General features: G+C 71.9%; 21 protein-coding genes, 1 tRNA gene and 1 riboswitch. Of the genes, 14 read left to right on the top strand and 8 right to left on the bottom strand.

Annotation, left to right across the window (positions count from 1 at the left end; translation table 11 throughout):
• Positions 1-17: 17 nt before the first annotated feature.
• Positions 18-2,423, bottom strand: coding sequence for a YfhO family protein (locus AC07A6_RS11470; RefSeq protein ID WP_478776959.1), 2,406 nt, complete (start codon positions 2,421-2,423; stop codon positions 18-20).
• Positions 2,424-2,600: 177 nt separating this feature from the next.
• On the opposite strand from AC07A6_RS11470, the gene AC07A6_RS11475 reads away from it, so the two are divergent.
• A complete protein-coding gene (locus AC07A6_RS11475) occupies positions 2,601-3,227 on the top strand; it encodes a SurA N-terminal domain-containing protein (protein ID WP_362459095.1) in 627 nt (208 codons plus the stop codon).
• Positions 3,228-3,255: 28 nt separating this feature from the next.
• Complete coding sequence (locus tag AC07A6_RS11480; RefSeq protein ID WP_478776960.1) at positions 3,256-4,278, top strand: nucleoside triphosphate pyrophosphohydrolase; 1,023 nt, start codon at positions 3,256-3,258, stop codon at positions 4,276-4,278.
• Here AC07A6_RS11480 and AC07A6_RS11485 read toward each other — a convergent pair.
• Positions 4,275-5,447 carry a globin domain-containing protein gene (locus AC07A6_RS11485; RefSeq protein WP_478776961.1) on the bottom strand — a complete coding sequence of 391 codons (1,173 nt, stop codon included), beginning with the start codon at positions 5,445-5,447 and terminating at the stop codon, positions 4,275-4,277. The two genes, AC07A6_RS11480 and AC07A6_RS11485, sit on opposite strands and share 4 nt — an antisense overlap.
• A gap of 197 nt (positions 5,448-5,644) precedes the next feature.
• Here AC07A6_RS11485 and AC07A6_RS11490 point away from each other — a divergent pair, with 197 nt between their 5' ends.
• The 7 genes from AC07A6_RS11490 (at position 5,645) to AC07A6_RS11520 (ending at position 13,009) form a co-directional block, all read left to right on the top strand.
• On the top strand, positions 5,645-6,871 hold the full coding sequence (locus tag AC07A6_RS11490; protein ID WP_478776980.1) for a cytochrome P450 family protein: 1,227 nt from the start codon (positions 5,645-5,647) through the stop codon (positions 6,869-6,871).
• A 127-nt stretch (positions 6,872-6,998) separates the two neighbouring features.
• On the top strand, positions 6,999-8,048 hold the full coding sequence (locus AC07A6_RS11495; RefSeq protein ID WP_478776962.1) for a LysM peptidoglycan-binding domain-containing protein: 1,050 nt from the start codon (positions 6,999-7,001) through the stop codon (positions 8,046-8,048).
• Between the two features lie 275 nt (positions 8,049-8,323).
• Positions 8,324-8,498, top strand: a riboswitch (cyclic di-AMP (ydaO/yuaA leader).
• A gap of 2 nt (positions 8,499-8,500) precedes the next feature.
• The gene (locus AC07A6_RS11500; RefSeq protein ID WP_362459084.1) at positions 8,501-9,247 is read left to right on the top strand and encodes a transglycosylase family protein; all 747 of its coding nucleotides are present in this window, start codon (positions 8,501-8,503) and stop codon (positions 9,245-9,247) included.
• A gap of 316 nt (positions 9,248-9,563) precedes the next feature.
• Positions 9,564-10,850: a phosphopyruvate hydratase gene (eno, locus tag AC07A6_RS11505; protein WP_362459081.1), complete on the top strand. Its 1,287-nt coding sequence runs from the start codon at positions 9,564-9,566 to the stop codon at positions 10,848-10,850.
• A 126-nt stretch (positions 10,851-10,976) separates the two neighbouring features.
• Entirely contained in the window at positions 10,977-11,465 is a 489-nt protein-coding gene (locus AC07A6_RS11510; RefSeq protein ID WP_362459078.1) for an FtsB family cell division protein, read from the top strand.
• 51 nt (positions 11,466-11,516) lie between these two features.
• Positions 11,517-12,071 (top strand): DUF501 domain-containing protein, encoded by a 555-nt coding sequence (locus AC07A6_RS11515; protein WP_362459075.1) that lies wholly within the window; start codon positions 11,517-11,519, stop codon positions 12,069-12,071.
• Positions 12,068-13,009 (top strand): Ppx/GppA phosphatase family protein, encoded by a 942-nt coding sequence (locus AC07A6_RS11520; protein ID WP_362459072.1) that lies wholly within the window; start codon positions 12,068-12,070, stop codon positions 13,007-13,009. The genes AC07A6_RS11515 and AC07A6_RS11520 overlap by 4 nt, the downstream gene beginning before the upstream one ends.
• Before the next feature lie 70 nt (positions 13,010-13,079).
• On the opposite strand, the gene AC07A6_RS11525 is transcribed toward AC07A6_RS11520, so the two are convergent.
• Positions 13,080-13,367 (bottom strand): hypothetical protein, encoded by a 288-nt coding sequence (locus AC07A6_RS11525; RefSeq protein ID WP_362459069.1) that lies wholly within the window; start codon positions 13,365-13,367, stop codon positions 13,080-13,082.
• A gap of 576 nt (positions 13,368-13,943) precedes the next feature.
• Here AC07A6_RS11525 and AC07A6_RS11530 point away from each other — a divergent pair.
• Both AC07A6_RS11530 and AC07A6_RS11535 read left to right on the top strand, forming a co-directional pair.
• Positions 13,944-15,329, top strand: a complete 1,386-nt coding sequence (locus tag AC07A6_RS11530; protein ID WP_042800997.1) for an NAD(P)/FAD-dependent oxidoreductase — start codon at positions 13,944-13,946, stop codon at positions 15,327-15,329.
• A 204-nt stretch (positions 15,330-15,533) separates the two neighbouring features.
• Complete coding sequence (locus AC07A6_RS11535; protein ID WP_478776963.1) at positions 15,534-16,922, top strand: class I SAM-dependent methyltransferase; 1,389 nt, start codon at positions 15,534-15,536, stop codon at positions 16,920-16,922.
• Positions 16,923-17,019: 97 nt separating this feature from the next.
• Here AC07A6_RS11535 and AC07A6_RS11540 read toward each other — a convergent pair whose 3' ends face one another.
• On the bottom strand, positions 17,020-19,569 hold the full coding sequence (locus tag AC07A6_RS11540) for an ABC transporter permease (protein WP_478776964.1): 2,550 nt from the start codon (positions 19,567-19,569) through the stop codon (positions 17,020-17,022).
• 78 nt (positions 19,570-19,647) lie between these two features.
• Entirely contained in the window at positions 19,648-20,415 is a 768-nt protein-coding gene (locus tag AC07A6_RS11545) for an ABC transporter ATP-binding protein (protein WP_385762965.1), read from the bottom strand.
• 442 nt (positions 20,416-20,857) lie between these two features.
• Here AC07A6_RS11545 and AC07A6_RS11550 point away from each other — a divergent pair.
• A tRNA-Leu gene (locus tag AC07A6_RS11550) sits at positions 20,858-20,940 on the top strand.
• A gap of 136 nt (positions 20,941-21,076) precedes the next feature.
• Complete coding sequence (locus AC07A6_RS11555) at positions 21,077-21,931, top strand: Bax inhibitor-1/YccA family protein (protein ID WP_478776965.1); 855 nt, start codon at positions 21,077-21,079, stop codon at positions 21,929-21,931.
• A 100-nt stretch (positions 21,932-22,031) separates the two neighbouring features.
• Here AC07A6_RS11555 and AC07A6_RS11560 read toward each other — a convergent pair whose 3' ends face one another.
• Positions 22,032-22,262 carry a DUF4287 domain-containing protein gene (locus AC07A6_RS11560; RefSeq protein ID WP_362474634.1) on the bottom strand — a complete coding sequence of 77 codons (231 nt, stop codon included), beginning with the start codon at positions 22,260-22,262 and terminating at the stop codon, positions 22,032-22,034.
• Positions 22,263-22,364: 102 nt separating this feature from the next.
• Between AC07A6_RS11560 and AC07A6_RS11565 the strand changes: the two genes are divergently transcribed.
• Positions 22,365-22,721: a hypothetical protein gene (locus AC07A6_RS11565; protein ID WP_478776966.1), complete on the top strand. Its 357-nt coding sequence runs from the start codon at positions 22,365-22,367 to the stop codon at positions 22,719-22,721.
• On the opposite strand, the gene AC07A6_RS11570 is transcribed toward AC07A6_RS11565, so the two are convergent.
• Both AC07A6_RS11570 and AC07A6_RS11575 read right to left on the bottom strand, forming a co-directional pair.
• A complete protein-coding gene (locus tag AC07A6_RS11570) occupies positions 22,705-23,538 on the bottom strand; it encodes a hypothetical protein (RefSeq protein ID WP_362474640.1) in 834 nt (277 codons plus the stop codon). The genes AC07A6_RS11565 and AC07A6_RS11570 overlap by 17 nt on opposite strands.
• Before the next feature lie 314 nt (positions 23,539-23,852).
• Positions 23,853-25,073, bottom strand: a complete 1,221-nt coding sequence (locus AC07A6_RS11575) for an acetyl-CoA C-acetyltransferase (RefSeq protein WP_362474629.1) — start codon at positions 25,071-25,073, stop codon at positions 23,853-23,855.
• Positions 25,074-25,170: the final 97 nt, after the last annotated feature.

Genomic DNA, 25,170 nt, shown 5'->3' on the forward strand with positions numbered 1-25,170 from the left:
CGGCCGCCCGCCCGGGTCTACGCCCCCGCGCCCGCGCCCCGCTGACGGCGCCGCAGCGCCATCCCGGCCAGCGCGAGTACGGACACCCCCGCCACGGCTGCTCCGGCCGGCAGCCCCGGCGGGCTGAACTCGCAGGTCACCGTGGTGGTGCGGCCGTCCAGCGGGACGGCGAGCAGACCGAGGCGGGATCGCCCCGGGCGGCCGTCGCAGCTCCAGCCCGCGATGGCCGGCACCGACACCACCGCCGTGCCCGTGCTGCCCGGGGGCAGGGTGGCGGTCAGCCCCGACGAGGTGACCCGCACGCCGGTGGCCGCCTTCGCCCGCAGCCCGGCCACCGCCGCGCCCAGCCGGGTGCCGTCCAGGCAGGACAGCGCCCACCGGGCGGGGGCCGGGCGGTCGAAGACCAGCTTCGAGGCGGGGCCGCGCGAGAGCCCGAGCGACTGGAGCGCCGCCCGGTTCTTCGGCGGGTTCCCGTTCAGCTTGAAGGGGCGCCCGCCCGCCAGCCGGGCCGTCGCGTTGTACTCCGGCGCCCACAGGAACGCCTCCGTCCCCGCCCGGCAGACCCCGGGCGCGACCGGGTCCTCGTACACCTTCGCGCCCAGCAGCAGCTCCTGGTTGGCGAACGGCGACTCCCCGTACGCCCCGGGCACCTGCGCCGACTGGACGGTGACCAGCGGCAGGGCCGCGGCGCGGGCGACCGAGCCGTCCGGCTTCAGCCGGGCCCCCACCGCGAACAGCGCGTCCGTCACCGGGTTGTCCAGGCTCTGCACGCTGCGCCCGCGCGAGGTCGAACCCGCGCCGAGCGCCGTCATCGTGCGCGTGAACACGTCCGGGGTGTGGCTGCTGTAGTACGCGCCGCCCTCACCGCCCAGCAGCAGCGGGTCGTTGCCCGACAGCGCCGGCCGGCCCGCGTCCGTCCGGTACGCCGGCCAGCCCTCCGCCCCCGCCAGGGCGCGGGCGCGCGCGGTGTGCGCCCGGTTCCAGGACGGGTAGTCGTCCAGCCCGGCCAGCTTGCCCTTGTGCCCGTACGCCGTCGCCGCCGCGGCCTGCGCCACCAGCACCGCCGCGAGCAGCCCCGCGGCGGCCGGACGCAGCCGCCGCCGGCCCAGCGCCCGCCAGGCCGCGGCGCCCAGCAGCAGCCCGCCCGCGAACAGCGCGTACCCCCACGTCGTCACCAGGGCGCTGCCGGCCGCCCACAGCGCGGCCGCCGTCAGCAGCCCGGCCCCCGCGGCGAGCGCCCGCACCCCGGGCACGCCCGCGGCGAGGCCCGTCCAGGCGGCGATCACCGCGATGCCGGCCAGCACGAACGTCTGCCGGTACGCGCTGCCGTTCGGGGTGGCGAAGAGGTGCCACAGCAGATGCGTCGGCTCCCACTGCAGGGACAGCGCCACCGCCACCACCAGCCCCGCCCACCAGCAGCGGGTCCGGGCCGCCAGCGCCCGGTGGAACGGCAGCGCCGCCACCAGCAGCAGGGTCCCGGTGCCGACGAACACGGCGGGGGAGTTGAAGGAGTACGTGGCCGGCAGCAGCCGGGCGAAGAAGTCGGACCACGGCACCGGCCCGAACTCCTTGGACCAGCCCGGGTAGGCCTGCTTCGTACTGAGGAACAGCGGCACCAGCACCGGCGCCGACAGCCCGATCCCCAGCAGGGTCGTCACCGCCGCCCGCCCGACCACCAGGGCCCGCTCGCGCGCCCCCTCCCGGGTCAGCACCACCCGCACCACCAGCACCAGCGCCGCGCCGAGCGTGGCCATGTACGCGGTGTAGAAGTTGGCGGTCCACCCCACCGCGACGACCAGCACCCCGAGCACCGGCCGCCGCCCGCGCAGCGCCCACTCGCCGGTCAGGCACAGCAGCGGGAAGGCGACGAGCCCGTCCAGCCACATCGGGTTGTACGCGGCCTCGATCACCGACCACCCGCACAGCGCGTACGAGGCCCCCAGCAGCCCCGCCGCCCACCACGGCCCGCGCCGCTGGGTCCGCAGCAGCCAGGCCATCGCGGCCGCGGCGGCCGTCATCTTCAGCACGGTCACCACGTACACCGCGAGGTCGATGTCCTCGCGCGGGAACAGCGCCACCAGCACGGCGAAGGGACTCGTCAGGTAGGTCCCCAGATCGGGCAGGAAGCTGGTCCCGTACCCGGACTGCCAGTTGAACAGCAGCCCGCCCTCGGCCCGCCCGTGCAGCAGGTCCCACAGGTGCGCGTGGAACGGCACGAACTGGTTGCCGAGGTCGTTGACGCTGCGATGGCGGCTCCCGTACGGGAACACCCGCGCGACGGCGTCCCCACCGCACACGGCGACGGCGGTGACGACGGCGGCGAACACCGCCCCGAGGACTCCCGCCCGCCGCCCGGACCCGTGCGGGACCTGTGTCGCGGGCCGCTGCGGAGTCTGACGCTGGGCGAGCTGAGATGTCGGCATGGTGCACCGACGATCTCAGGAACGGAGGACTCCGCGGTGACCGGGGGGTGAATTCGTAGCCCAACACCACCGGAATCGTTGGTCGAACCGGTGGCTCGGGCCACCCTGACTGCATACCATCGATCACCGCAAGGCCCTTGTGCACCGAAGCACAATCTCCCGGCCCTGGAGGCTCTTTTGCACCGTCGCACTGCGCTCTCCGTCTCCGCCGTCCTGCTCGCGGCGGCCCCCCTGCTGACCGCGTGTTCCGGGGAGACCCGGCCCGGTACGGCCGCCGTCGTCGGGGGTGAGCGCATCACCACCTCGGCGCTCCAGGCCCAGGTCGGCGACGTGCGCGCCGCGCAGAACAAGTCCGAGCAGGGTGCGCAGCTGATCGGCGCGACCGCCGGGCTGGAGCGGCTGAAGCTGAACAAGATGATCCAGAGCGCCGTCCTGGAGCGGGCCGCGGCGGACGCCGGGCTGAGCGTGAGCCCGAAGGAGGTCCAGGACGTCCGCAAGGCGCAGCTGGAGCAGCTGGGCGGGGAGGCGGCGCTGCGGGACGCGGCGCTGCAGCAGGCGCAGCTGGCGCCGGGGCAGATCGAGGCGGACACCCGTTTCAAGCTGCTGCGGGACAAGCTCTTCGCGCACTACGGCAGCCAGGACAAGGCGCTGGCCAAGCTGGGCGAGGCGGCGAAGGCGCTGCACATCGAGGTCAACCCGCGCTACGGGCACTGGGACGCGCAGCAGATCCTGCTGGGGGACCAGGAGACGCCGTGGATCACCCAGCGGACCCGTCCCGAGCAGGCGGCACCCGCCGGAGCCTGAGGGCGGCGGGCGGAGGTAGGTTCGGGGGGTGAACGACACCCCTGCCTCCTCCGCCGCCGCTCCCGCCGAGCCCACGGGCCGGATCGTCCTGCTGACCGCCAGCCACCGGGTCGCACCGGGGCTGCTGTCCTGGCCGGCCTGGCAGACCCTGCACGCCGCGGACCGGGTGCTGTGCGCCGACCCGGGCCACCCGCAGCTGCCGTACCTGCGCGAGGCGGGGGTCGAGGTGGAGCAGGGGAGCCCGGACGCGCACGAGCTCGTCGCGGCGTGTGCCGGTGGCCGGACGGTCGTGGTGCTGCCGTCCGGGGAGGGTGACCAGCGGCTGACGGACGGGCTGGCCAGGCTGGCCGGGTCGGGCCGGGTCGCCATGCCCGACCTGGAGCTGCTGCCCGGCTCGTACGACCTGCCGGGGGCGCGGCTGCTGGACCTGGTGCAGGTCATGGACCGGGTGCGGCGGGAGTGCCCGTGGACCTCGCGGCAGACCCACGAGGGGCTGGTGAAGTACGCCATCGAGGAGGCGTACGAGCTGGTCGAGGCGATCGAGGACGGCGACCGGGACGCGCTGCGCGAGGAGCTGGGCGACGTGCTGCTCCAGGTGGTCTTCCACGCGCGGATCGCCGAGGAGGCGGCCGGCGGCGAAGACGGGGATGGGGCGGAGGCCTTCTCCATCGACGACGTCGCCGGTGACCTGGTCGACAAGCTGATCCGGCGCCACCCCCATGTGTTCGGGGACGCCACGGCCGAGTCCCCGGAGGACGTCAGCGCCCACTGGCAGGCCACCAAGGCGGTGGAGAAGCAGCGGGACTCGGTCACCGACGGGATCCCGCTGGGCCAGCCGGGGCTGGCGCTGGCGGCCAAGCTCGCCGGGCGGGCGCGTACGGGCGGGGTGGCCGTGGAGCTGCCCCGGGGCGAGGGCATCGGGTACGAGCTGCTGGAGCTGGCGGCCCGTGCCGAGGCGTCGGGGACCGACCCGGAGACGGCGCTGCGCGCGGCGGCCCGCGTCTACCGGGACGCGATCCGGGCGGCCGAGGGCGTCGAAGACGCCGGTTAGTCGCGCGGGGCGCGGGCCGAGGGGTTGTGCCAGTGCGGGGACGGCCGGTGCAGGAACCACTCGCCGAAGCCCAGCGGGCGGGTGCGCTGGGAGCCGGCGACGGGGACGGCGTCGTGGAAGAGGCGGTCGGGCCGGGCTCCGAGTTCCAGGAGGAGGTGCGAGGTCTCCTCGACGAACAGGGCCGGCCCGCTGAGGTAGACGTCCTGTTCCCGCCACAGGGCGCGGTTGCCGAGGGCGGTCGCCAGCCGGTCGGTGGCCTGGTTGCGGTGCTGCCCGGGGGCGGGGGTGATGTAGGTGACGCCGAGCCAGCGGCAGGCGGCGGCGTGCCGGTCGATCAGGGGCCGGTCGTAGAGGTGTGCGGCGTCCCGTGCGACGACGAAGAGGCGTACGTCGTGGCCGGGCGGGTGCTGGAGGAGTTCCTCCAGCAGGGCCCGGACCGGCGCCCAGCCGGTGCCGGCGGCGATGAGGGTGAGGGGGCGGTCCTCGCGGCGCAGGGTGAGCCGTCCGCCGGGGGCGCCGAGGCGCAGGACCTCGCCGGGCAGGACGTCGCGGACCAGGGCGGTGCTGAGGCGGCCGCCGTCGATGCGGCTGACGTGCAGGTCGACGGTGCCGTCGGGGCGGGGGGCGTTGGCGAGGGAGTAGGTGCGCCAGGTGGTCGGGACGCGGGCGCTGCTCACGCTGACGTACTGGCCGGGCCTGTAGGGCAGCGGGGTGCGCGGTGCGAGGGTCAGTACGCCGATGTCCTCGCCGTACTGGAGGTGGCGTACCACCTCGGCCTCCCACCAGGGGGGTTCGTCGCTGTCGGCGGCGCCGGCCGTCATGGTGTCGGCGATGACCTGGTAGGCCTCGTACCAGGCCTTCTCGACGGCCGGGGTCCAGGCGTCGCCGGAGGTCTGGGCGAGGGCGGCGACCAGGCTGGTGCCGACGGCCGCGTAGTGCTCGGGGCCGACGAGGAACTTGCGGTGGTCGCGTCCGAGGTCGCGTAGATAGGGGACGAGGGTCCCGCTCTCCAGGTGGGCGACGACGTGGGTGAGCGCGGCGAAGAGCCGGTCGCGCTGGCGTTCCATGTCCTCGGCGGAGGACGGGAAGAGTCCGCGGAGTCCGGGGTTGTGCCAGAAGAGGTGGGAGTAGAAGTACTTGACCGCGTGCTCGGCCCTTCTCTCCACCACCGCGAAACTGCTTTTCAAGATCCTCACATCCACAGAACCGAAAGTAGGAATGTCGCAGAACCTGACGTCAAGTGATGTCCGATCTGCGGACAGCCGCGACGAAGCGGCCATAAGGGATGGCCGGTGGCGAGCCGGGATACGGTCGACGGGTGCACGATCAGACCTCCGCCGCCCAGCCCGACCCGTCCCTCCCCGAGATGCCGGTGCTCTTCGACTGGGAGTTCGCGACCGACCCGTATCCGGCCTACGCCTGGCTGCGCGAGCACTCCCCGGTGCACCGCACCAGGCTCCCCAGCGGGGTGGAGGCCTGGCTGGTGACGCGGTACGCCGACGCCCGCCAGGCCCTCGCGGACCAGCGGCTGAGCAAGAACCCGGCGCACCACGCGGAGCCGGCGCACGCCAAGGGCAAGACCGGGATCCCGGGGGAGCGCAAGGCGGAGCTGATGACGCACCTGCTGAACATCGACCCGCCGGACCACACCCGGCTGCGGCGGCTGGTGTCGAAGGCGTTCACCCCGCGCCGTGTGGCCGAGTTCACTCCGCGGGTGCAGGAGCTGACCGACCACCTCATCGATCAGTTCATGGAGAAGGGGGAGGCGGACCTCATCCACGAGTTCGCGTTCCCGCTCCCCATCTACGCCATCTGCGAGATGCTCGGCGTACCGCGGGAGGACCAGGACGACTTCCGCGACTGGGCCGGGATGATGATCCGGCACGGTGGCGGCCCGCGCGGCGGCGTCGCCCGCTCGGTGAAGCAGATGCGTACCTATCTCGGGGAACTCATCCACCGCAAGCGGGATGATCTGGGCAATGACCTCATCTCCGATCTGATCCGGGCAAGTGACCACGGAGACCACCTGACGGAGGCGGAGGCCACCGCGATGGCCTTCATCCTGCTCTTCGCCGGCTTCGAGACGACCGTCAACCTCATCGGCAACGGCATCCACTCCCTCTTCATGAACCCGGACCAGCGCGAGCGCCTCCAGGCCTCCCTCGCGGCCGGGGAGAGCGCGTTGCTGGAGACCGGCGTCGAGGAACTGCTGCGCTACGACGGCCCCGTGGAGCTCGCCACCTGGCGGTTCGCCACCCGGCCGCTGACCCTCGGCGGGCAGGACATCGCGGCGGGGGACCCCGTGCTGGTGGTCCTCGCGGCGGCCGACCGCGACCCGGAGCGGTTCGCCGAACCGGACACCCTGGACCTCTCCCGGAGTGACAACCAGCACCTCGGATACGGCCACGGGATCCACTACTGCCTCGGCGCTCCGCTGGCCCGTCTCGAAGGGCAGACGGCGCTCGGAACTTTGCTGAAGCGTCTGCCGGATCTGGAACTTGCGATTCCCCCTACGGACCTGCGCTGGCGCGGCGGGCTCATCATGAGGGGCCTGCGCACCCTCCCCGTCCGCTTCACAGTCCCGAACGGTTGAGGGCGCGGGGGAAGCCGGACTGACCGGAAGTCAGTTCCTACATAGGTCCACCGTCGAACTTGTGACATCCGTTCGAAGGCGGCTAGGTTCTGCCGTTACCCCGCCGTTATGCGAAAGGTGCAGTCTCATGCTTCCCGGGAACGGCCGCCACAGACGCCCCCGCCAGGTACCCGCGATCGTCGTCACCGCAGGAGTCACAGGCTCCGCGCTGGCCATGCCGCTGCTCGCCGCCACAGGTGCGAACGCGGCCGACACCGCCACGTGGGACAAGGTCGCCGACTGCGAGAGCGGCGGCACCTGGAGCGCGAACTCCGGCAGCGGCGCCTACGGCGGCCTGCAGTTCACCCTGGAGCAGTGGCGCAACGCCGGCGGACTCGCGTACGCGGAGCGCCCCGACCTCGCCAGCCGCTCCCAGCAGATCGCGGTCGCCGAGCGGGTGCTGGCCTCCCAGGGCCCCCAGGCGTGGCCGCTGTGCTCCGCCTCGGCCGGGCTGACCCAGCAGGGCCCCGCGCCCGAGGTGGACCCGGGCGACAAGCTGAACCCCGGGCCCGTCGCGCCCACCCCGACCCGGCCCGACGACTCGGTGCCGAAGACGGGCAAGGGCAAGCCGTCCACGGACTTCGGGGCCCCGACCCCGGCGCCGGGCGCGTCGTCCAACCCGAGCGGGCTCCCGGACTACCCGCTGGGCCCCTCCAGCGGACTGCCCGTCATGCCCGAGCCGGACTTCACGGTCCAGCCCACCAACCCCGCCACGCCCACGCCGGGCACCCCCACCCCGGGCACGCCCACGCCCACGGCGCCGGGCACCCCGACCACTCCGGGCGCCACCCCGACGGCCCCGGCCACCCCGGGCGCCACTCCCGCCCCGGGCGCCACGCCCACCGCCCCGGCCACCCCGGGCGACCCGACGGGCACCCCGTCCGCCGGGGCGGCCGACGGCTCGGGCAAGCACCGCGGCCCGGCCGCCGTCGAGGTGCCGGCGGCGCCTGGCACGGCGTCAGCGCCCGCCGCGGAGCCCGTCTACACCGTGAAGCCGGGTGACAGCCTTTCGGACATCGCGAAGGCCAAGGGCGTCAAGGGCGGTTGGGGCGAGCTCTACAAGGCCAACGAGCAGGTCATCGGTGGGGACGCGGACCTCATCAAGCCCGGGCAGAACCTGGATCTAACCAAGAAATAGGGGGCAGTTCGGACATCCATTAAGAGTTGAATGTCCGTTATCGCCAAATGAGACATGCATCTCTTCCGGACAACTGGCGTGTCTCGTTCCGGAACTGTTGCAAACCCCCCTCTCACCTGCACAAACGTGCTTCCGAGAGTGGCAAGTAGGCCGGTTTCTCCCCAAAATCGCACGTTGAACATCGGGGAGAGACCTGTCTACCTTCTGAATCGCTCGCCACCGCGGGCTCCTTCGACCGCATCGCCGAATCCTGCCGGCGGACGGAGGGAACAGTCGTCGCGCAAGCGCCGAAGGCAGGAGCGGGGGAACCAAGGTAGGCGCCGGGAAAGGCCGTTGAGAGACGGTCCGCGTACCGGCTAGGGGTGAAGACACGCGCCGCAATCCGCGTGACCGGGCAACTCATCCGCCCGAACCCGACAGCTCACCTCGAAGGCGTCGGTGAGGAGAGATCCATGCTGCTTTCCGGCAAGGGCAAGCACCGCCGCGGCTCCAAGGCCGTCCGCATCGTCACGCTCGCCGGTGTCGCCGGTGTCGCCGTCGCGGCCCCGCTGATGGCCGCCGGTACCGCCAGCGCCGCCACCGCGGCCGAGTGGGACAAGGTCGCCGCCTGCGAGTCCGGCGGCAACTGGTCCATCAACACCGGCAACGGCTACTACGGCGGTCTGCAGTTCTCCGCCTCCACGTGGGCCGCGTACGGCGGCAAGGCGTACGCCTCGCAGGCCAACCAGGCCACCAAGGGCCAGCAGATAGCCATCGCCGAGAAGGTCCTCAAGGGCCAGGGCAAGGGCGCCTGGCCGCACTGCGGCGTCGGCCTGTCCAACTCCTCGTACAACGGCGGCGGTTCGACCACCCCGGCCAAGCCGAAGCCCGAGACGAAGCCGGCCCCGGCCAAGCCCGCTCCGGCCAAGCCGGCCCCGGCGAAGCCCGCCCCGGCCAAGCCGTCCACGCCGAAGACCGAGACCGAGACCAAGGGCTCCGGCTCCGGTGCCGGCAACTGGACGCCGTCGAAGCCGTCGAAGCCGTCGACCGGCACCCCGGCCACCGGTGGCACCTACACGGTCAAGGAAGGCGACACCCTCGGCACCATCGCCGACGCCAACAAGGTCAAGGGCGGCTGGGAGAAGCTCTTCGAGCTCAACAAGGACACCGTCTCCGACGCCGACCTGATCTTCCCGGGCCAGAAGCTGAAGCTCGCCTGAACGTCCGCGTAACACTCGCGGCACCCCGCAGCATCCCCACCGCCCGGCGCGTATCCCCCCACGCGCCGGGCGGCGGCGTGTCGTCCGCAGGTCACCGCATTCCGGAACCGGAGCACCGGCCTCCGCTGCCCGGCACCCCCGCATGCGCACGAAATCAAGGGTCCTATGTCCCGGAAGACGGGTATTCGGACCCTTTTTCGTCCCAGGAGCCGGGCGGTCGGGCAGCCCACACCCCGGAGCCGGTTAGGCTCTAGTCGGCAGGGCCGTCCCACGGCCCACACGCCACCGCACACCCAGCGTCACATCCCAGAAGGAGATGCTCGTGCCGTCCATCGACGTCGTCGTAGCCCGGGAAATCCTGGACTCCCGAGGCAACCCCACGGTCGAGGTCGAGGTGGGCCTCGACGACGGCAGCACCGGCCGTGCTGCCGTTCCGTCCGGCGCCTCCACCGGTGCCTTCGAGGCCATCGAGCTCCGTGACGGTGACCCCAACCGTTACATGGGCAAGGGCGTGGAGAAGGCCGTCCTCGCCGTCATCGAGCAGATCGGGCCGGAGCTCGTCGGCTACGACGCCACCGAGCAGCGCCTGATCGACCAGGCCATGTTCGACCTCGACGCCACCGACAACAAGGGCTCGCTCGGCGCCAACGCCATCCTCGGCGTCTCCCTCGCCGTCGCGCACGCCGCGTCCGAGGCCTCGGACCTGCCGCTGTTCCGCTACCTCGGCGGCCCGAACGCGCACCTGCTGCCCGTTCCGATGATGAACATCCTCAACGGTGGGTCGCACGCCGACTCCAACGTCGACATCCAGGAGTTCATGATCGCCCCGATCGGCGCGGAGTCCTTCTCCGAGGCGCTGCGCTGGGGTGCCGAGGTCTACCACACCCTCAAGAAGGTCCTGCACACCAAGGGCCTCTCCACCGGTCTCGGTGACGAGGGCGGCTTCGCCCCGAACCTGGAGTCCAACCGTGCCGCGCTCGACCTCATCCTCGAGGCCATCAAGCAGGCCGGCTACACCCCGGGCAAGGACATCGCGCTCGCGCTCGACGTCGCCGCGTCCGAGTTCTACAAGGACGGCAAGTACGAGTTCGAGGGCCAGTCCCGCTCGGCCGCCGAGATGACGGACTACTACGCCGAGCTCGTCGAGGCGTACCCGCTCGTCTCCATCGAGGACCCGCTCTTCGAGGACGACTGGGCCGGCTGGAAGACCATCACCGACCGCCTGGGCTCCAAGGTCCAGATCGTCGGCGACGACCTCTTCGTCACCAACCCCGAGCGCCTGGCCCGCGGCATCGAGGAGGGCTCCGCGAACGCCCTGCTCGTGAAGGTGAACCAGATCGGTTCGCTGACCGAGACCCTCGACGCCGTCGAGATGGCCCAGCGCAACGGCTTCAAGTGCATGATGTCGCACCGCTCCGGTGAGACCGAGGACGTCACCATCGCCGACCTCGCCGTCGCCGTGAACTGCGGTCAGATCAAGACCGGCGCCCCGGCCCGCTCGGACCGCGTCGCCAAGTACAACCAGCTGCTGCGCATCGAGGAGATCCTCGACGACGCCGCCGTGTACGCCGGCCGCAGCGCCTTCCCGCGCTTCAAGGGCTGACACCGCCTCAGGGCGAAGGCCCCCGGGGGACACCCCTGGTGCCCCAGCCTCCGTACGTCCCCGCACTCGGTCCCGTACCGTGTGCGGGGACGTATTGCGTAGTGCGCGCACAGGGGAGGCGGGGCCATGGCCGGGAACCGGGATCGGTTCTCCACCTTCTCGACGGCGACCCGGCTCAAGCAGCTCGGCGAGCGGACCGCGGCCCACGTCTACCGCTCGCAGTCCCGCCGCCACATCCGCCGCAGCCGGCTCACCGGCCGCGCGGCACTGCTGGTCCTCGTCCTCTGTACGCTGGTCGTCGCCCTCGCGTATCCGATGCGCCAGTACGTCTCCCAGCGCTCGGAGATCACGGACCAGCAGCGGGCCGCCGACACCGCGCGCAAGCGCCTCGAACAGCTCCGCGACGAGAAGGCCCGCTGGCAGGACCCCGCCTACGCGGAGCAGCAGGCGCGCAAGCACCTGCACTTCCTGCGCCCGGGGGAGATCGGCTACATCATGACCGACCCCGGCGCCGCGGCCCCGGAGCACCGCCGCGGCGGCCAGGACGGTTCCGACCGCCCCTGGTACTCCAACGTCTGGGACGGCGTCGACAAGGCCGACCGCCCCGGCGAATGACGCACTGACCCACCCATCACGCACGACCGAACGAAGAGACTTCCTCCAGGCATGCAGACGCCCCCGCCCCAGACCGACCGGACCGAGCCGACCGACGCGGACATCGAGGCGTTCGAGCAGCAGCTCGGCCGCCCGCCGCGCGGGCTGCGCGCCATCGCGCACCGCTGCCCCTGCGGCCAGCCGGACGTCGTCGAGACCGCACCCCGGCTGCCCGACGGCACCCCCTTCCCCACGCTGTACTACCTGACGTGCCCGCGCGCGGCCTCCGCGATCGGCACGCTGGAGGCCAACGGCGTCATGAAGGAGATGCAGGCCCGGCTCGCCGAGGACCCGGAGCTCGCCGCCGCGTACCAGAAGGCGCACGAGGACTACATCCAGCGCCGCGACGCCATCGAGGTGCTCCAGGGCTTCCCGAGCGCCGGCGGCATGCCGGACCGGGTCAAGTGCCTGCACGTGCTGGTGGGCCACTCGCTGGCCGCCGGCCCCGGGGTGAACCCGTTCGGCGACGAGGCGCTGGCCATGCTGCCGGAGTGGTGGGCCAAGGGCGCCTGCGTCACGCCGTGCGGGGAGAAGAAGGCAGAGGAGACCGGGGAGGGGGACGCGTGACCCGGGTCGCGGGCATCGACTGCGGTACGAACTCCATCCGCCTCCTGGTCGCCGACTGCGACCCGGCCACCGGCGAGCTGGTCGAGCTCGACCGGCGGATGACGATCGTCCGGCTCGGCCAGGGCGTGGACAGGACCGGCCGGCTGGCCCCGGAGGCGCTGGAGCGCACCTTCGCGGCCTGCCGCGAGTACGCCGAGGTGATCAAGGAGTTCGGCGCCGAGCGGGTGCGTTTCGTGGCCACCTCGGCCTCGCGCGACGCGGAGAACCGGGACGAGTTCGTCCGGGGCGTGCTGGACATCCTCGGCGTCGAGCCCGAGGTGATCTCCGGCGAGCAGGAGGCGGAGTTCTCCTTCACCGGCGCCACCAGGGAGCTCGTCGCGCACGAACACCTGGAGCGGCCGTTCCTGGTGGTGGACATCGGCGGCGGCTCGACCGAGTTCGTCGTCGGCGAGGACCACGTACGGGCGGCCCGCTCGGTGGACGTGGGCTGCGTCCGGATGACCGAGCGCCACCTGGTGGTGGACGGCGAGGTCACCGACCCGCCGACCGGGGCGCAGATCGCCGCCATGCGGGCCGACATCGAGGCGGCCCTGGACCTGGCCGCCGAGACGGTCCCGCTGGCAGAGGCCCGCACCCTGGTGGGCCTCGCGGGCTCGGTGACCACCGTCGCCGCGATCGCGCTCGGCCTGGCCGAGTACGAATCGTCGGCGATCCACCACTCCCGGATCTCCTACGAGCAGGTGCGCGAGATCAGCGAGCGCATGCTGACCGCCACCCACGCCGAACGCGCCGCCATCCCCGTGATGCACCCGGGGCGGGTCGACGTGATCGGCGCGGGCGCCCTGGTCCTGCTCGCGATCATGGAGCGCATCGGCGCCACCGAGGTCGTGGTCTCCGAGCACGACATCCTGGACGGCATCGCCTGGTCCGCGGCCTGATCCGGCGCAGTGTCGCGACGGGCCCCCGCGCACCGCGGGGGCCCTCGTCGTTCCCGCCCGTTCCGGGCCGCTACTTGCCCCTGGCCAGCTGGTCCACCCTCGGTATGGACAGGCCCAGCAGTTCCCCCACCTCCCTGAGGGTCCGCCCGTGGCGCAGTTCCAGCACCGCGGCGGTCCGGGCCTGCCGCGCGGAGCGCACGGCGTGCGGGAGCAGGTCGTCCGACAGCAGGCGCGCCGCGCGCTCGCGCTCCAGCGGGTCCTGGATGCCGTCGAGGTGGGCGAGGGCGGCACCGATGTGCTCGGCCATGAGGGCGCGCAGCTCGGCGAGCCGTGCTTCCAGGGTGTCCTTTTCGATCATGGACTCAGCGTACGAGCGGCCCGGCGCCCGGCGGCGCGCTCCGGCCACCCGCTCCGGCGGCCCCGGCCTCGACCGGTTCCCGGGCGGCCGTGCAGCGGTTGTCGTGCGGTCGTGGGGCTGAACATCGTGTTCCGCCCGATGGCCGGCTGGTGGCCGGGGGGAGGGGGGCCGGTGCGGCGGCAGTGCGGGGGCCGTAGGAGGCCCCTGGAGCGGCCGAAAGAGCCCCTCCGGGAACGAGGTTCGTGAAGTTCTTCACAAGGAAAAAGGGTCTGCCGGGTCAACGAGGAGGCCCTTCGGGGCCTTCTTGGGGGTCGCAGGGCCGTTTCGGCACCTGTTTGTGCGATGCGCGGCCGCGACGGGTTTCGTATCAGAGGTAAGGACGAAACCCAGTGGTCCAGTCCGGTTGGGGCCTTGGAGGCCAGTTCAGACCGGGTGAACAACGACTCCCGTTATACGTTGGTTCCCGTTGCGCGCCATGATCTGGGTCACGCGGGCCGCGCAGTGTAGCAGAGACCTTGTGTCACCTTGTGAAGGGGCTCACGAGCGTCACCCCTTGGGGTGCTGGATACTCATTCCATGAGCACCACGGAGCGTCCCAGGATCCTCGTAGTAGGAGGTGGGTACGTAGGTCTGTACGCGGCCAAGCGCATCATGAAGAAGATGCGCTACGGCGAGGCGACCGTCACGGTCGTCGACCCGCGGTCGTACATGACCTACCAGCCCTTCCTCCCCGAAGTGGCCGCAGGCAACATCTCGCCTCGGCACGTTGTCGTCCCGCTGCGACGCGTGCTGCCCAAGGCTGAGGTTCTCACCGGCCGGGTCACCACCATCGACCAGGACCGCAAGGTCGCCGTCGTCACGCCGCTGGTCGGCGAGGCGTACGAGCTGCCCTTCGACTACCTGGTGATCGCGCTCGGCGCCGTCTCCCGCACCTTCCCGATCCCCGGCCTGGCCGAACAGGGCATCGGCATGAAGGGCGTCGAAGAGGGCATCGGCCTGCGCAACCACGTCCTCGAGCAGCTCGACAAGGCCGAGTCCACGACGGACGAGAACGTCCGCCGCAAGGCGCTCACCTTCGTCTTCGTCGGCGGCGGCTTCGCCGGCGCCGAGACGATCGGCGAGGTCGAGGACATGGCCCGCGACGCCGTGAAGTACTACTCCACGATCAAGCGCGAGGACATGCGCTTCATCCTGGTCGACGCGGCGGACAAGATCCTTCCCGAGGTCGGGCCCAAGCTCGGCACCTGGGGCAAGGAGCACCTCGAGTCCCGCGGCATCGAGATCTACCTCAGCACCTCCATGGACTCCTGCGTGGACGGCCACGTGGTGCTGAAGAACGGCCTCGAGGTCGACTCCAACACCATCGTGTGGACCGCGGGCGTCAAGCCGAACCCGGCGCTGGCCCGCTACGGCCTGCCGCTGGGCCCGCGCGGCCACGTGGACACCGCCCCGACCCTCCAGGTCCAGGGCACGGACTACATCTGGGCCGCGGGCGACAACGCCCAGGTCCCGGACGTCGCCGCCCGCAAGGCCGGCGTCGAGAACGCCTGGTGCCCGCCGAACGCCCAGCACGCGCTGCGCCAGGCCAAGGTCCTCGGCGACAACGTGGTCTCCGGCATGCGGGGCTTCCCGCAGAAGGAGTACTCGCACTCCAACAAGGGTGCGGTGGCGGGCCTCGGCCTCCACAAGGGTGTCGCGATGATCGTCATGGGCAAGATGAAGATCAAGCTCAAGGGCCGGCTCGCCTGGTACATGCACCGTGGCTACCACGGCATGGCCATGCCGACCTGGAACCGCAAGATCCGCGTCTTCGCCGACTGGACCCTCGGCATGTTCCTCAAGCGCGAGGTCGTCTCCCTCGGAGCACTGGAGACCCCGCGCGAGGAGTTCTACGAGGCCGCCAAGCCGGCGCCGGCTCCGGCCGCCGCCGCTGCCCCGGCCGAGAAGGCCAAGGCCTCCTGACCCGGGCCCGCCCGGCAGGAACCTGAGCACGACCCCGAAGGGGCCGCCCGCCATCCGTGGTGCGGGCGGCCCCTTCGGCGTGCCCGGGGTCCGGCACGGCCCGGTGGAGCCCCGGTCGAGGGACGCTCCAGCGGGCAAACCGGTCGTGATTGCCCCAGAGGGGAAGTGGGAAGTCGTTCCACGGAACTTCTGGAGGTGCCTGAGATGACCGACGCCGCGCCGCGGCTGGCAGCGATTGCCGAAACCCTGCTGGGCGCCCCCGTGCCCGTGCGGATACGGGCCTGGGACGGCAGTGAGGCCGGCCCGGCCGCCGGCCCCGTGCTGGTGATCGAAAACCGGCGCGCCCTGCGCCGGATCCTGTGGAAGCCGGGCGAGCTGGGGCTCGCCCGCGCCTGGGTCGCCGGGGACCTCACCGTCGAGGGCGACCTGTTCGAACTGCTCGACCGGGTGGGCGGCCTGCTGTGGGAGCGGGAGCACCCGGCGCCGGCGCCCGCCCCCGTCCCGGCCCGTTCGGGGCTGGGCAAGCTCGCCGCCCTGCGCCCGCACCTGCCCGGGCTCGGCTCCGGCCCCGCCGGGACCGCCGCGCTGCTGCGCGACCCGGCCGCACGGGCCGCCGTACGCGACCTCGTGGCCCTGGCCCGCCCGTGGGCGGCGCCCGCGCCGCCGCCGGAGGAGGCCGTCCGCAGCGGCGGGCCGCGCCACTCCAAGCGGCGCGACAGCGAGGCGATCAGCCACCACTACGACGTGGGCAACGCCTTCTACGAGCGGGTCCTCGGGCCCTCGATGGTCTACTCGTGCGCCTACTGGACCGCGGACGGCACCCTGGAGGACGCCCAGCGGGACAAGCTCGACCTGGTCTGCCGCAAGCTCGCCCTGGAGCCGGGGCAGCGCCTCCTGGACGTCGGCTGCGGCTGGGGCTCCATGGCCCTGCACGCCGCCCGCGAGTACGGGGTGCGCGTCACCGGCATCACGCTCTCGCGCGAGCAGGCCGCGTACGCCCGCAAGCGGATCGCCGACGAGGGCCTGACCGACCTGGTCGAGATCCGGGTGCAGGACTACCGGGACGTCAAGGACGGCCCGTACGACGCCATTTCCTCGATCGGCATGGCCGAGCACGTGGGCTCCGCGCGCTACCGCGAGTACGCCGGGATACTGCACGCCCTGCTGGCCCCCGGCGGCCGGCTGCTCAACCACCAGATCGGGCGGCCCCCCGAGCACGACGAGCGGGCGTACGAGATCGACGAGTTCATCGACGCGTACGTCTTCCCGGACGGGGAGCTCTCCCCGATCGGCACCACCGTCGGCGAGCTGGAGCGGGCCGGCTTCGAGGTCCGCGACGTGGAGGCGCTGCGCGAGCACTACGCGCTGACCCTGCGGGCCTGGGTGGCCCGCCTGGAGCGGCACTGGGACGAGGCCGTACGCCTCACCTCGCCCGGCCGGGCCCGGGTGTGGCTGCTGTACATGGCGGCGTCCGCGCTGGGCTTCGAGCACGGCCGCCTCGGGGTCAACCAGGTGCTGGCGGTGCGCCCCGGGGGCGGAGGGGCCTCGGGGATGCCGCTGCGGGCACGCGTCTGGGGCGCGGGGCCCGCGTAGCCCCGCCCTGCCGTCAGGGCAACGGGAAGGGCCCCGGGGCGTGTTGCCCCGGGGCCCTTCGGTGTCCTTCGCGCGCGCGGCGCGTACGCCCGTACCGCTACTCGGTCTTGATGGCGGTCAGCATGTTCAGCCGGGCGGCGCTGCGGGCCGGCCACATGGCGGCCAGGACGCCGACGACGGCGGCCAGCAGGAGGAAGACGCCGATCCGGTCGTAGGGGAGGACCAGTTCGTAGTTCGGCACCGACTTGGTGAGGGTGGAGCCGACGGCCCAGGCGAGGAAGACGCCGATGCCGACACCGAGGACCGCGCCGAAGAGCGAGATGACCACGGACTCCAGGCGGATCATGTTCTTGACCCGGGCCCGGTCGAGGCCGATCGCCCGCAGCATGCCGATCTCCTGGGTCCGCTCGAAGACGGACATCGCCAGGGTGTTGACCACGCCGAGCACCGAGATGATCAGCGCCATGCCGAGCAGGCCGTACATGATGTTCAGCATCGTGTTGATGAGGCCGCCCATCTCGTTGCGCATGTCCTGCTGGGTGGCGACGGTCATCGCCGGGTTCTTGCCGAGGGCGTCGATGACGGCCTGCTGGCTCGCCTTGGACTGGCCGCCGGTGGTGTTGACGTAGACCTCGGGGATGTACTGCTGGTCCGTGTGCGCGGCGAGGATCTTGTTGTCGAGGACGTACGGGGACAGCAGCCCGTCGAGGTCCTCGTAGACCGCGCCGACCTTCAGGGTGGCCTTCTGGCCGTCCTCGAACTGCGCCTGGAGGGCGGAGCCGACGGTCAGGTTCTGCTTCTTCGCGGTCTTCTCGGCGACGGCGACCTCGCCCTTGCCGAGGCTGTCCAGGGAGCCGCTGACGACCTTGATGTTCAGGACCTGGCCGATGGCGGCCGGGTTGACGCCGGAGGCCGAGCGGAAGCTCTCGCCGATCTTGAAGTAGCCGGCGGCCTGCGGGGAGACCGCCTTGACGCCCGGGGCCTTGGCCAGGGTCTCGGCCACCGACTTGTCCAGGCTGCCGATGCCGCCGGACATGCTGACCTTGTAGTCGGCCTTGAGCTTGTCGGTGCTCATCCGGTCGATGGCCTTGCCCATGGTGACGCCGAGCACGGACATGGTGGTGACGAGGGTGAGGCCGATCGCCAGGGAGGCGGCGGTGACGGCGGTGCGGCGCGGGTTGCGCACGGCGTTCTGCGCGGCCAGCTTGCCGGGGACGCCGAAGACCTTCTGCAGCGCCGGGCGGACGGCGGCGATGACCGGCTGGGACAGCAGGGGGAGCAGCACGATCATGCCGATGAGCATGAGGCCCGCGCCGCCGCCGATGACCATGCGGCCGTCGCCGCCCATCGAGACGCCGAGGAAGACGATGCCGATGCCCGCGAGGCTGATCACGGAGCCGATGACGTTGCGGACGACGAGGGACTTGGCGGAGGCCGGCAGGTGGGCGCTGCCCATGGCGGCGACCGGGGCGATCCGGCCGGTGCGCCAGGCGGGCAGCAGGGCGGCGACGGTGGTGACGAGGACGCCGATGACCAGGGCGGCGATGATCGTGCCGGGGGCGACGACCAGGTCCCCGGCGGGGATCTTGGCGCCGATGGTGTCCATCAGGGAGCGCATGCCGACCGCGAGGCCGATGCCGCCGGCCAGGCCGATGGCGGCCGAGAGGGCGCCGACGACCAGGGCCTCGGTGAGCACCGAGCGCATGACCTGGCCGCGGTTGGCGCCGACGGCGCGCAGCAGGGCCAGTTCCTTGGTGCGCTGGGCGACCAGCATGGTGAAGGTGTTGTAGATCAGGAAGACGCCGACGAAGAGGGAGATGCCGGCGAAGGCGAGCAGCATGGTGCTCATGCTGCTCATCCCCTTCTCGATGTCCTTGGCCTGCTGGGCGGCGAGCGCGGCGCCGGTCTGGGCCTTGGCGCTCTTCTCGTTGATCAGCGGCTTGATGTCGGCGAGGAGCTGGTCGGCGGAGGCGCCGGGGGCGGCGGCGACGGAGAGCTCGTCGTAGAAGCCGGGCTGGAGGTAGAGCTCCTGGGCGACCTTGGTGTCGAAGAGGACCAGGCTGCCGCCGGCGTTGACGGCGCCGTCCTCGGTGCTGAAGACGCCGGAGAGGGTGAACTCGCGGACCGGGCCGTTGGTGGCGACGCGGACCTTGTCGCCGGTCTTGTAGCCGCCCTTGGCGGCGGTCTCCTTGTCGAGGGCGACCTGGTCGTCCCTGACCGGGCCGGTGCCGTCGGTGAACGTGTAGCGGGGGTCCTTGCCGTCCTTGACGGGGGCGAAGTTGGAGCCCTTGTTGTCCCAGCCGGAGCCGATCAGCTTGCCGCTCTCGTCGCCGACGCCGGCGAAGCCCGAGACGCGGCCGGAGACCGAGGCGACGCCCTTGACGGCCTTGACCTTCTCCAGGGTCTGCTGGCTGATGCCGGGGTCGCCCTCCTTCTGGCCGTCCTCGCCGCGCGCCTGGCCGTGCGAGGTGACGGAGACGGCGACGCCGCTGTAGCTCTTGGCCGACTGGCCGGACAGGGCGTTGCTGAGGGTGTCGGTGAAGACGAGGGTGCCGGAGACGAAGGCGACGCCGAGGGTGACGGCGAGCACCGTCATCAGCAGCCTCGCCTTGTGCGCGAGGACGTTGCGCAGGGCGGTACGGAACATGGGGATCTCAGTCCTGGGGCTGGAAGTCTGTGAGGAGGGCTGCGGGGGCTCCGCGGAGCGGGGCGGTCCGGCTCCGGGTCAGCTGGTGCGGCCCTTGGCGTCGAAGGCCTTCATCCGGTCGAGCACGCCGTCGGCGGTGGGCGCGTACATCTCGTCGACGATGCGGCCGTCGGCGAGGAAGATGACGCGGTCCGCGTAGGAGGCGGCGACCGCGTCGTGGGTGACCATCACGACGGTCTGGCCGAGCTCGCGGACCGAGTTGCGCAGGAAGCCGAGGACCTCGGCGCCGGAGCGGGAGTCCAGGTTTCCGGTCGGCTCGTCGCCGAAGATGATCTCGGGGCGGGCGGCGAGGGCGCGGGCGACGGCGACGCGCTGCTGCTGGCCGCCGGAGAGCTGGGTGGGGCGGTGGGAGAGGCGGCCGGAGAGGCCGACCATGTCCACCACGGTGTCCAGCCACTGCTTGTCGGGCTTGCGGCCGGCGATGTCCATGGGGAGGGTGATGTTCTCCAGGGCGGTCAGGGTCGGCAGCAGGTTGAAGGCCTGGAAGATGAAGCCGATCTTGTCGCGGCGCAGCTGGGTCAGCTGCTTGTCCTTGAGGGAGCCGAGCTCGGTGTCGCCGATGCGGACGGAGCCGGAGGAGAAGGTGTCCAGGCCGGCGACGCAGTGCATCAGGGTGGATTTGCCGGAGCCGGAGGGGCCCATGATCGCGGTGAACTGGCCCTGGCCGAAGTCGACGGAGACGTTGTCCAGTGCGACCACCTGGGTCTCGCCCTGGCCGTACACCTTGGAGAGCTGCGTGGCGCGGGCGGCCACGGCCTGTGCGGTGTGCTGCCGGGCGTAGTTCATGGCGGTCACGTGGGGGCTCCTGTCGAACGGTTTCTGCGCTGGGGCGGGACCTTTCCATCCTCACCGGGGGTACCCCCGCCGGGGATCAGCCGAGGTGCCCGTTCGACGGCCCACTGGAGTCTGACCACGGGCGGCGCCGTCTCCTCCTCTGGTATGACAGGAGGCGGGCGCGGCGGCCCGTCCGGGGGTCCGGCGCGCGGGGTGGCCCGGGGTGGCCCGGGGTGGCGGGCGGGGTGGCGCGGAGGCAGCGGAATCAGGTCAATCCCGGGGCGGGGCGACGCATCCTCCGGAAGGGGGCCGACCGCGACTTATCGGGTCTGACGGCCACTCAATCGCCAATAAAATCAGACAACATCGGATAGAGGGCCCCCTGTCGGCGGGGGTGTTCCGGATAGGCTCGTCACTGCGTTCAAGGCATTTTCCACGGGGCCCGCCGCGCCTTGCCCGGATGGTGGAATGGCAGACACGGCGAGCTTAAACCTCGCTGGCCCTCGGGCCGTGCCGGTTCAAGTCCGGCTCCGGGCACACATGCGGCTCTTCCGTTTATCGGCGGCGGTCCGCCGCGCCTTCTCCTAAGATCCTCCTCCAGCAGTAGGGTGCTTTTTTTGCGAGCGCATTACTCTTGAGGCAAGGCCGCGCACGGTGGCCATGGAGGAGTGAGATGAGGAGCAGTAACCCGGTCTTCTCGCGACGGGGGTTCAGCCGCGACAACGGCGGCTACGCGGGCTTCGAGGCGCAGCACGCGCAGGCCGGGACCGCGACCAACCCGTACGCGACGAATCCTTACGCCACCGACCCGACCACCGGCATGCCGGCGGCCCCGGTCCGCGGCAACGCGATGACCATCGACGACGTCGTGACCCGTACGGCCATGACGCTCGGCACCCTGATCGTCACCGCGACCCTCGCGTGGATCGCCCTGCCCGTGGACGCGGCCAACGTCGGCAAGTCGTACGGCGTCGCCGTCGGCTCGGCGCTCGTCGCGTTCGTGCTCGCCATGGTCCAGAGCTTCAAGCGCAAGCCGACGCCTGCGCTGATCCTCGGCTACGCGGCGTTCGAGGGCGTGTTCCTCGGCGTGATCTCCATGGTGACCAGCACCTACATCAGCCCCGGCGTGGTCGTCCAGGCCGTGCTCGGCACGATGTGCGTCTTCGCGGCGGTGCTCGTCGCCTACAAGATGCGCTGGATCCGCGTCACCCGCCGCTTCACCGGCTTCGTGATGGCCGCGGCCCTCGGCTTCGTCCTGCTCATGCTGGCGAACTCGCTGTTCATGCTGTTCGGCGGCGGTGACGGCCTCGGCTTCCGCAGCGGCCCGCTCGGCATCGTCTTCGGCATCGTCGGCGTCATCCTCGGCGCCTGCTTCCTCGCCATGGACTTCAAGCAGGTCGAGGACGGCGTGACGTACGGCGCTCCGCGCGAGGAGGCCTGGCTGGCGGCCTTCGGCCTCACGCTGACCCTGGTGTGGATCTACCTGGAGCTGCTGCGCCTGTTCCAGATCCTCTCCGGCGACGACTAGCCGTACCGGTAAGGACCAAGGGGAAGGCCCCGCGAGCGGACCGCTCGCGGGGCCTTCCCGCGTTCTGGGCTCGTGAGGGGGCAACGGGTCGTCGGTGCGGTCAGCCGAACCTGCGGGCGGCTCTGCGCAGGCCGTACTCGTGGATGATCGCCTTGGCCTGGCCGTGCGACAGCTCGTGTGCGCCGAGCAGCCAGCTGACCTTCTCCTCGAACCGGACGAGGGAGGGGCCTTCGTCCACGGTGCGGAGCCAGTCGGAGATCTCACGACCGGTGGTCTGGGGGATTCTTTCGATCATGTTGCGGTGGGTCTTCTCGGAGAACTCTACGGACATGGGCGCCTCCGGGGGGTGTCGCCGTGCTGTTCTCTTCACGTCACCGTGCCGCAGAGTTCGCCCGTTGGCAATGGTGCCGGGGCGGCGCGTAAGGTCGGCCGGGTGCTCGATACCTCACCCCTGAACGCCGCCGTGGAACGCTTCGCCGACCGGCTGCGGGCCGCCCCGCAGAGCCGGCTCCAGCAGGGTGCGGCCGCGGAGGCCCTGGAGCTGGCCCGTGAGCTCGCTCAGCGCGCCCAGCGGCTGGAGGACCCCGAGGGGGCGGCTCCGGCGCGCGTGATGCCGGACGCGGGCCTCTTCACCGTCGGGGACCAGGTGGCGGTGGCCGGCCTCGACCTCGCCGAGGCGCTGCGCGCGGCGGCCCCCGGAACGGGCCCGGACGGCGCGAAGGCCCCGTCCGAGGTGCTGGACGAGGCCGTGGCGCTGGTGGAGCGGGCGGAAGTCAGAGCGATGCGATGACCCGGTCCGCGAGGATGTAGACGTTGCTGTCGGGGTCCTCGGCGTCACCGCAGGAGAAGGTCAGCGCGTAGGCGCCGGAGATGCCGGAGCCGCCCAGCAGGACCGGTGCGGTGCCCGAGCGAAGGGCCTCGGCGAGGCGCTCCGCGGTCTCCCGGTGGCCCGGGGTCATGCAGAGCGTGGTGCCGTCGGTGAACACGTACACGTCGAGGGTGCCCAGCGGCCCCGGGCGGACGTCCGCGAGGGCCGTACGGGCCTCCGCGAGCTCCTCCAGGCGGCTGACGGTGCGCTCGTGGTCGGCGCCGGGGTTCGGCTGGACCGGGACGAAGTCGGGGTGCGAGGGGTGGCGGCGGCGGGCCGCGGCCAGCTCGGCCGAATCCTCGGGGTACTCGTCGGCGAGGTCGTCGCCCAGGACCGGCTCCAGGCCGACCATGTCCGCCTGCCGGGGCAGGAAGAGCGGGCCGTCCTCACCGAGGCCGGGCAGGCCGCCGAGCAGCGACGTCGGGGTCTCCCCGGCGAAGCGGGGGGAAGCGTCGGCGGCGTCGCGGGCCTCCTGCGCGGCCCAGAAGGCCCGCGCCTCGGCCAGCTCGCGCTCGCGCTCCTCGGCCAGGGCCTCGGCGACGGCGGCTCGTATCTCGGCAGCGGGGGACTGCACCGCGGCGCGGGCGTGCGGGACGGTCGCGGCGGCGCGCGGGTGGGCCGACACCGCAAGCTCACCGCGCAGGGCGGTGACCTGCTTGCGCAGTCCGTGGACGGCGTGCAGCGCAGCAGCGCCCACGGCCGTGGCAGCGGCCGTGGTCAGCAGCAGGGCAAGAGACATGGCGCTCACTGACTAACTCCTGGTTGATTCGATCCCCCGACTTCCTACATCAGCTTGTCCTGTGCTGGGAATGGCGTGCAGTGCATTACGTCATGAAATGGACAGGTCTTTCGTCCTTGCGGGCCATGGGGGATGGCTTCTGACCTGGGCAAATGCCGATCCCCCAGGACAAAGGTCACATCCTGGGGGAGATTCGGTCACAGCTCGGCCGCGACGGGATTGGATTTGCCGTCAGTAGAGCGCACGGACCTGGAGGATCCCTTGCGGGGCCTGGGTGCCCCGCTCGATCCCGTGATCGCCGGGGCCGCCCGGGACTACGACAGGCGTTCGATCACCATGGCCATGCCCTGGCCGCCGCCGACGCACATCGTCTCCAGACCGAACTGCTTGTCGTGGAACTGGAGGCTGTTGATCAGGGTGCCGGTGATGCGGGCACCGGTCATCCCGAACGGGTGACCGACGGCGATGGCCCCGCCGTTGACGTTCAGCTTGTCGAGCGGGATCTCCAGGTCGCGGTAGGACGGGATGACCTGGGCCGCGAAGGCCTCGTTGATCTCGAACAGGTCGATGTCGCCGACGGTCAGCCCGGCCCGCTTCAGGGCCTGCTTGGACGCCTCGACCGGACCCAGGCCCATGATCTCGGGGGACAGGGCGGTGACGCCGGTGGAGACGATCCGCGCCAGCGGGGTCAGGCCCAGCTCCCGCGCCTTGGTGTCGCTCATGATGACGAGCGCGGCGGCGCCGTCGTTGAGCGGGCAGCAGTTGCCGGCCGTGACCAGGCCGTCGGGGCGGAAGACGGGCTTGAGGCCCTCCACGCCCTCCAGCGTCACGCCGGCGCGCGGGCCGTCGTCCTTGCTGACGACCGTGCCGTCCGGGGTGGTGACGGGGGTGATCTCGCGGGCCCAGAAGCCGTTCTTGATGGCTTCCTCGGCGAGGTTCTGCGAGCGCACGCCGAACTCGTCCATGTCCCGGCGGGTCACGCCCTTGAGGCGGGCCAGGTTCTCGGCGGTCTGCCCCATCGAGATGTACGCGTCGGGGATCAGGCCGTCCTCGCGCGGGTCGTGCCAGTCGCTGCCCTCGCTCTGCGCGACGGCGGCCGTGCGGCCCTCGGCGTCGGCGAAGAGCGGGTTGTGGGTCTCCGGCAGGCCGTCGGAGGAGCCCTTCACGAACCGGGAGACCGTCTCGACGCCGGCGGAGATGAACACGTCGCCCTCGCCCGCCTTGATGGCGTGCAGCGCCATCCGGGAGGTCTGGAGGGAGGAGGAGCAGTAGCGCGTGATCGTGGTGCCGGGCAGGTAGTCCATGCCCATCTGCACGGCGACGATACGGGCGAGGTTGTGCCCCTGCTCGCCGCCGGGGAGGCCGCAGCCGAGCATCAGGTCGTCGATCTGGCGCGGGTCCAGCTCGGGGATCTTCGCGAGGGCGGCCTGGATGATCGTGGCGGTGAGGTCGTCCGGGCGCACGTCCTTCAGCGAGCCCTTGCCGGCGCGCCCGATGGGGGAGCGGGCGGTGGAAACGATGACGGCTTCGGGCATCGGGACTCCAAGGGGGTGCGTGCGTCGTTGCGGGACCGCAAGCGAAGTTACCGCCCCGTACGGTCGGGGTCACGGTGCGCAGCATGTGACCCCGGAC

This window comes from Streptomyces sp. NPDC044002 (assembly GCF_056434525.1).

What these genes read in the sequence shown, in the direction of transcription:
- AC07A6_RS11510 (WP_362459078.1), top strand. Translation starts at nt 10,977, where the DNA reads ATGGCCGGGAACCGGGATCGGTTCTCCACCTTCTCGACGGCGACCCGG.
- AC07A6_RS11530 (WP_042800997.1), top strand. Translation starts at nt 13,944, where the DNA reads ATGAGCACCACGGAGCGTCCCAGGATCCTCGTAGTAGGAGGTGGGTAC.
- AC07A6_RS11535 (WP_478776963.1), top strand. Translation starts at nt 15,534, where the DNA reads ATGACCGACGCCGCGCCGCGGCTGGCAGCGATTGCCGAAACCCTGCTG.
- AC07A6_RS11555 (WP_478776965.1), top strand. Translation starts at nt 21,077, where the DNA reads ATGAGGAGCAGTAACCCGGTCTTCTCGCGACGGGGGTTCAGCCGCGAC.
- AC07A6_RS11515 (WP_362459075.1), top strand. Translation starts at nt 11,517, where the DNA reads ATGCAGACGCCCCCGCCCCAGACCGACCGGACCGAGCCGACCGACGCG.
- AC07A6_RS11470 (WP_478776959.1), bottom strand. Translation starts at nt 2,423, where the DNA reads ATGCCGACATCTCAGCTCGCCCAGCGTCAGACTCCGCAGCGGCCCGCG.
- eno (WP_362459081.1), top strand. Translation starts at nt 9,564, where the DNA reads ATGCTCGTGCCGTCCATCGACGTCGTCGTAGCCCGGGAAATCCTGGAC.
- AC07A6_RS11575 (WP_362474629.1), bottom strand. Translation starts at nt 25,073, where the DNA reads ATGCCCGAAGCCGTCATCGTTTCCACCGCCCGCTCCCCCATCGGGCGC.
- AC07A6_RS11540 (WP_478776964.1), bottom strand. Translation starts at nt 19,569, where the DNA reads ATGTTCCGTACCGCCCTGCGCAACGTCCTCGCGCACAAGGCGAGGCTG.
- AC07A6_RS11500 (WP_362459084.1), top strand. Translation starts at nt 8,501, where the DNA reads ATGCTGCTTTCCGGCAAGGGCAAGCACCGCCGCGGCTCCAAGGCCGTC.
- AC07A6_RS11495 (WP_478776962.1), top strand. Translation starts at nt 6,999, where the DNA reads ATGCTTCCCGGGAACGGCCGCCACAGACGCCCCCGCCAGGTACCCGCG.
- AC07A6_RS11560 (WP_362474634.1), bottom strand. Translation starts at nt 22,262, where the DNA reads ATGTCCGTAGAGTTCTCCGAGAAGACCCACCGCAACATGATCGAAAGA.
- AC07A6_RS11490 (WP_478776980.1), top strand. Translation starts at nt 5,645, where the DNA reads ATGCCGGTGCTCTTCGACTGGGAGTTCGCGACCGACCCGTATCCGGCC.
- AC07A6_RS11570 (WP_362474640.1), bottom strand. Translation starts at nt 23,538, where the DNA reads ATGTCTCTTGCCCTGCTGCTGACCACGGCCGCTGCCACGGCCGTGGGC.
- AC07A6_RS11545 (WP_385762965.1), bottom strand. Translation starts at nt 20,415, where the DNA reads ATGAACTACGCCCGGCAGCACACCGCACAGGCCGTGGCCGCCCGCGCC.
- AC07A6_RS11525 (WP_362459069.1), bottom strand. Translation starts at nt 13,367, where the DNA reads ATGATCGAAAAGGACACCCTGGAAGCACGGCTCGCCGAGCTGCGCGCC.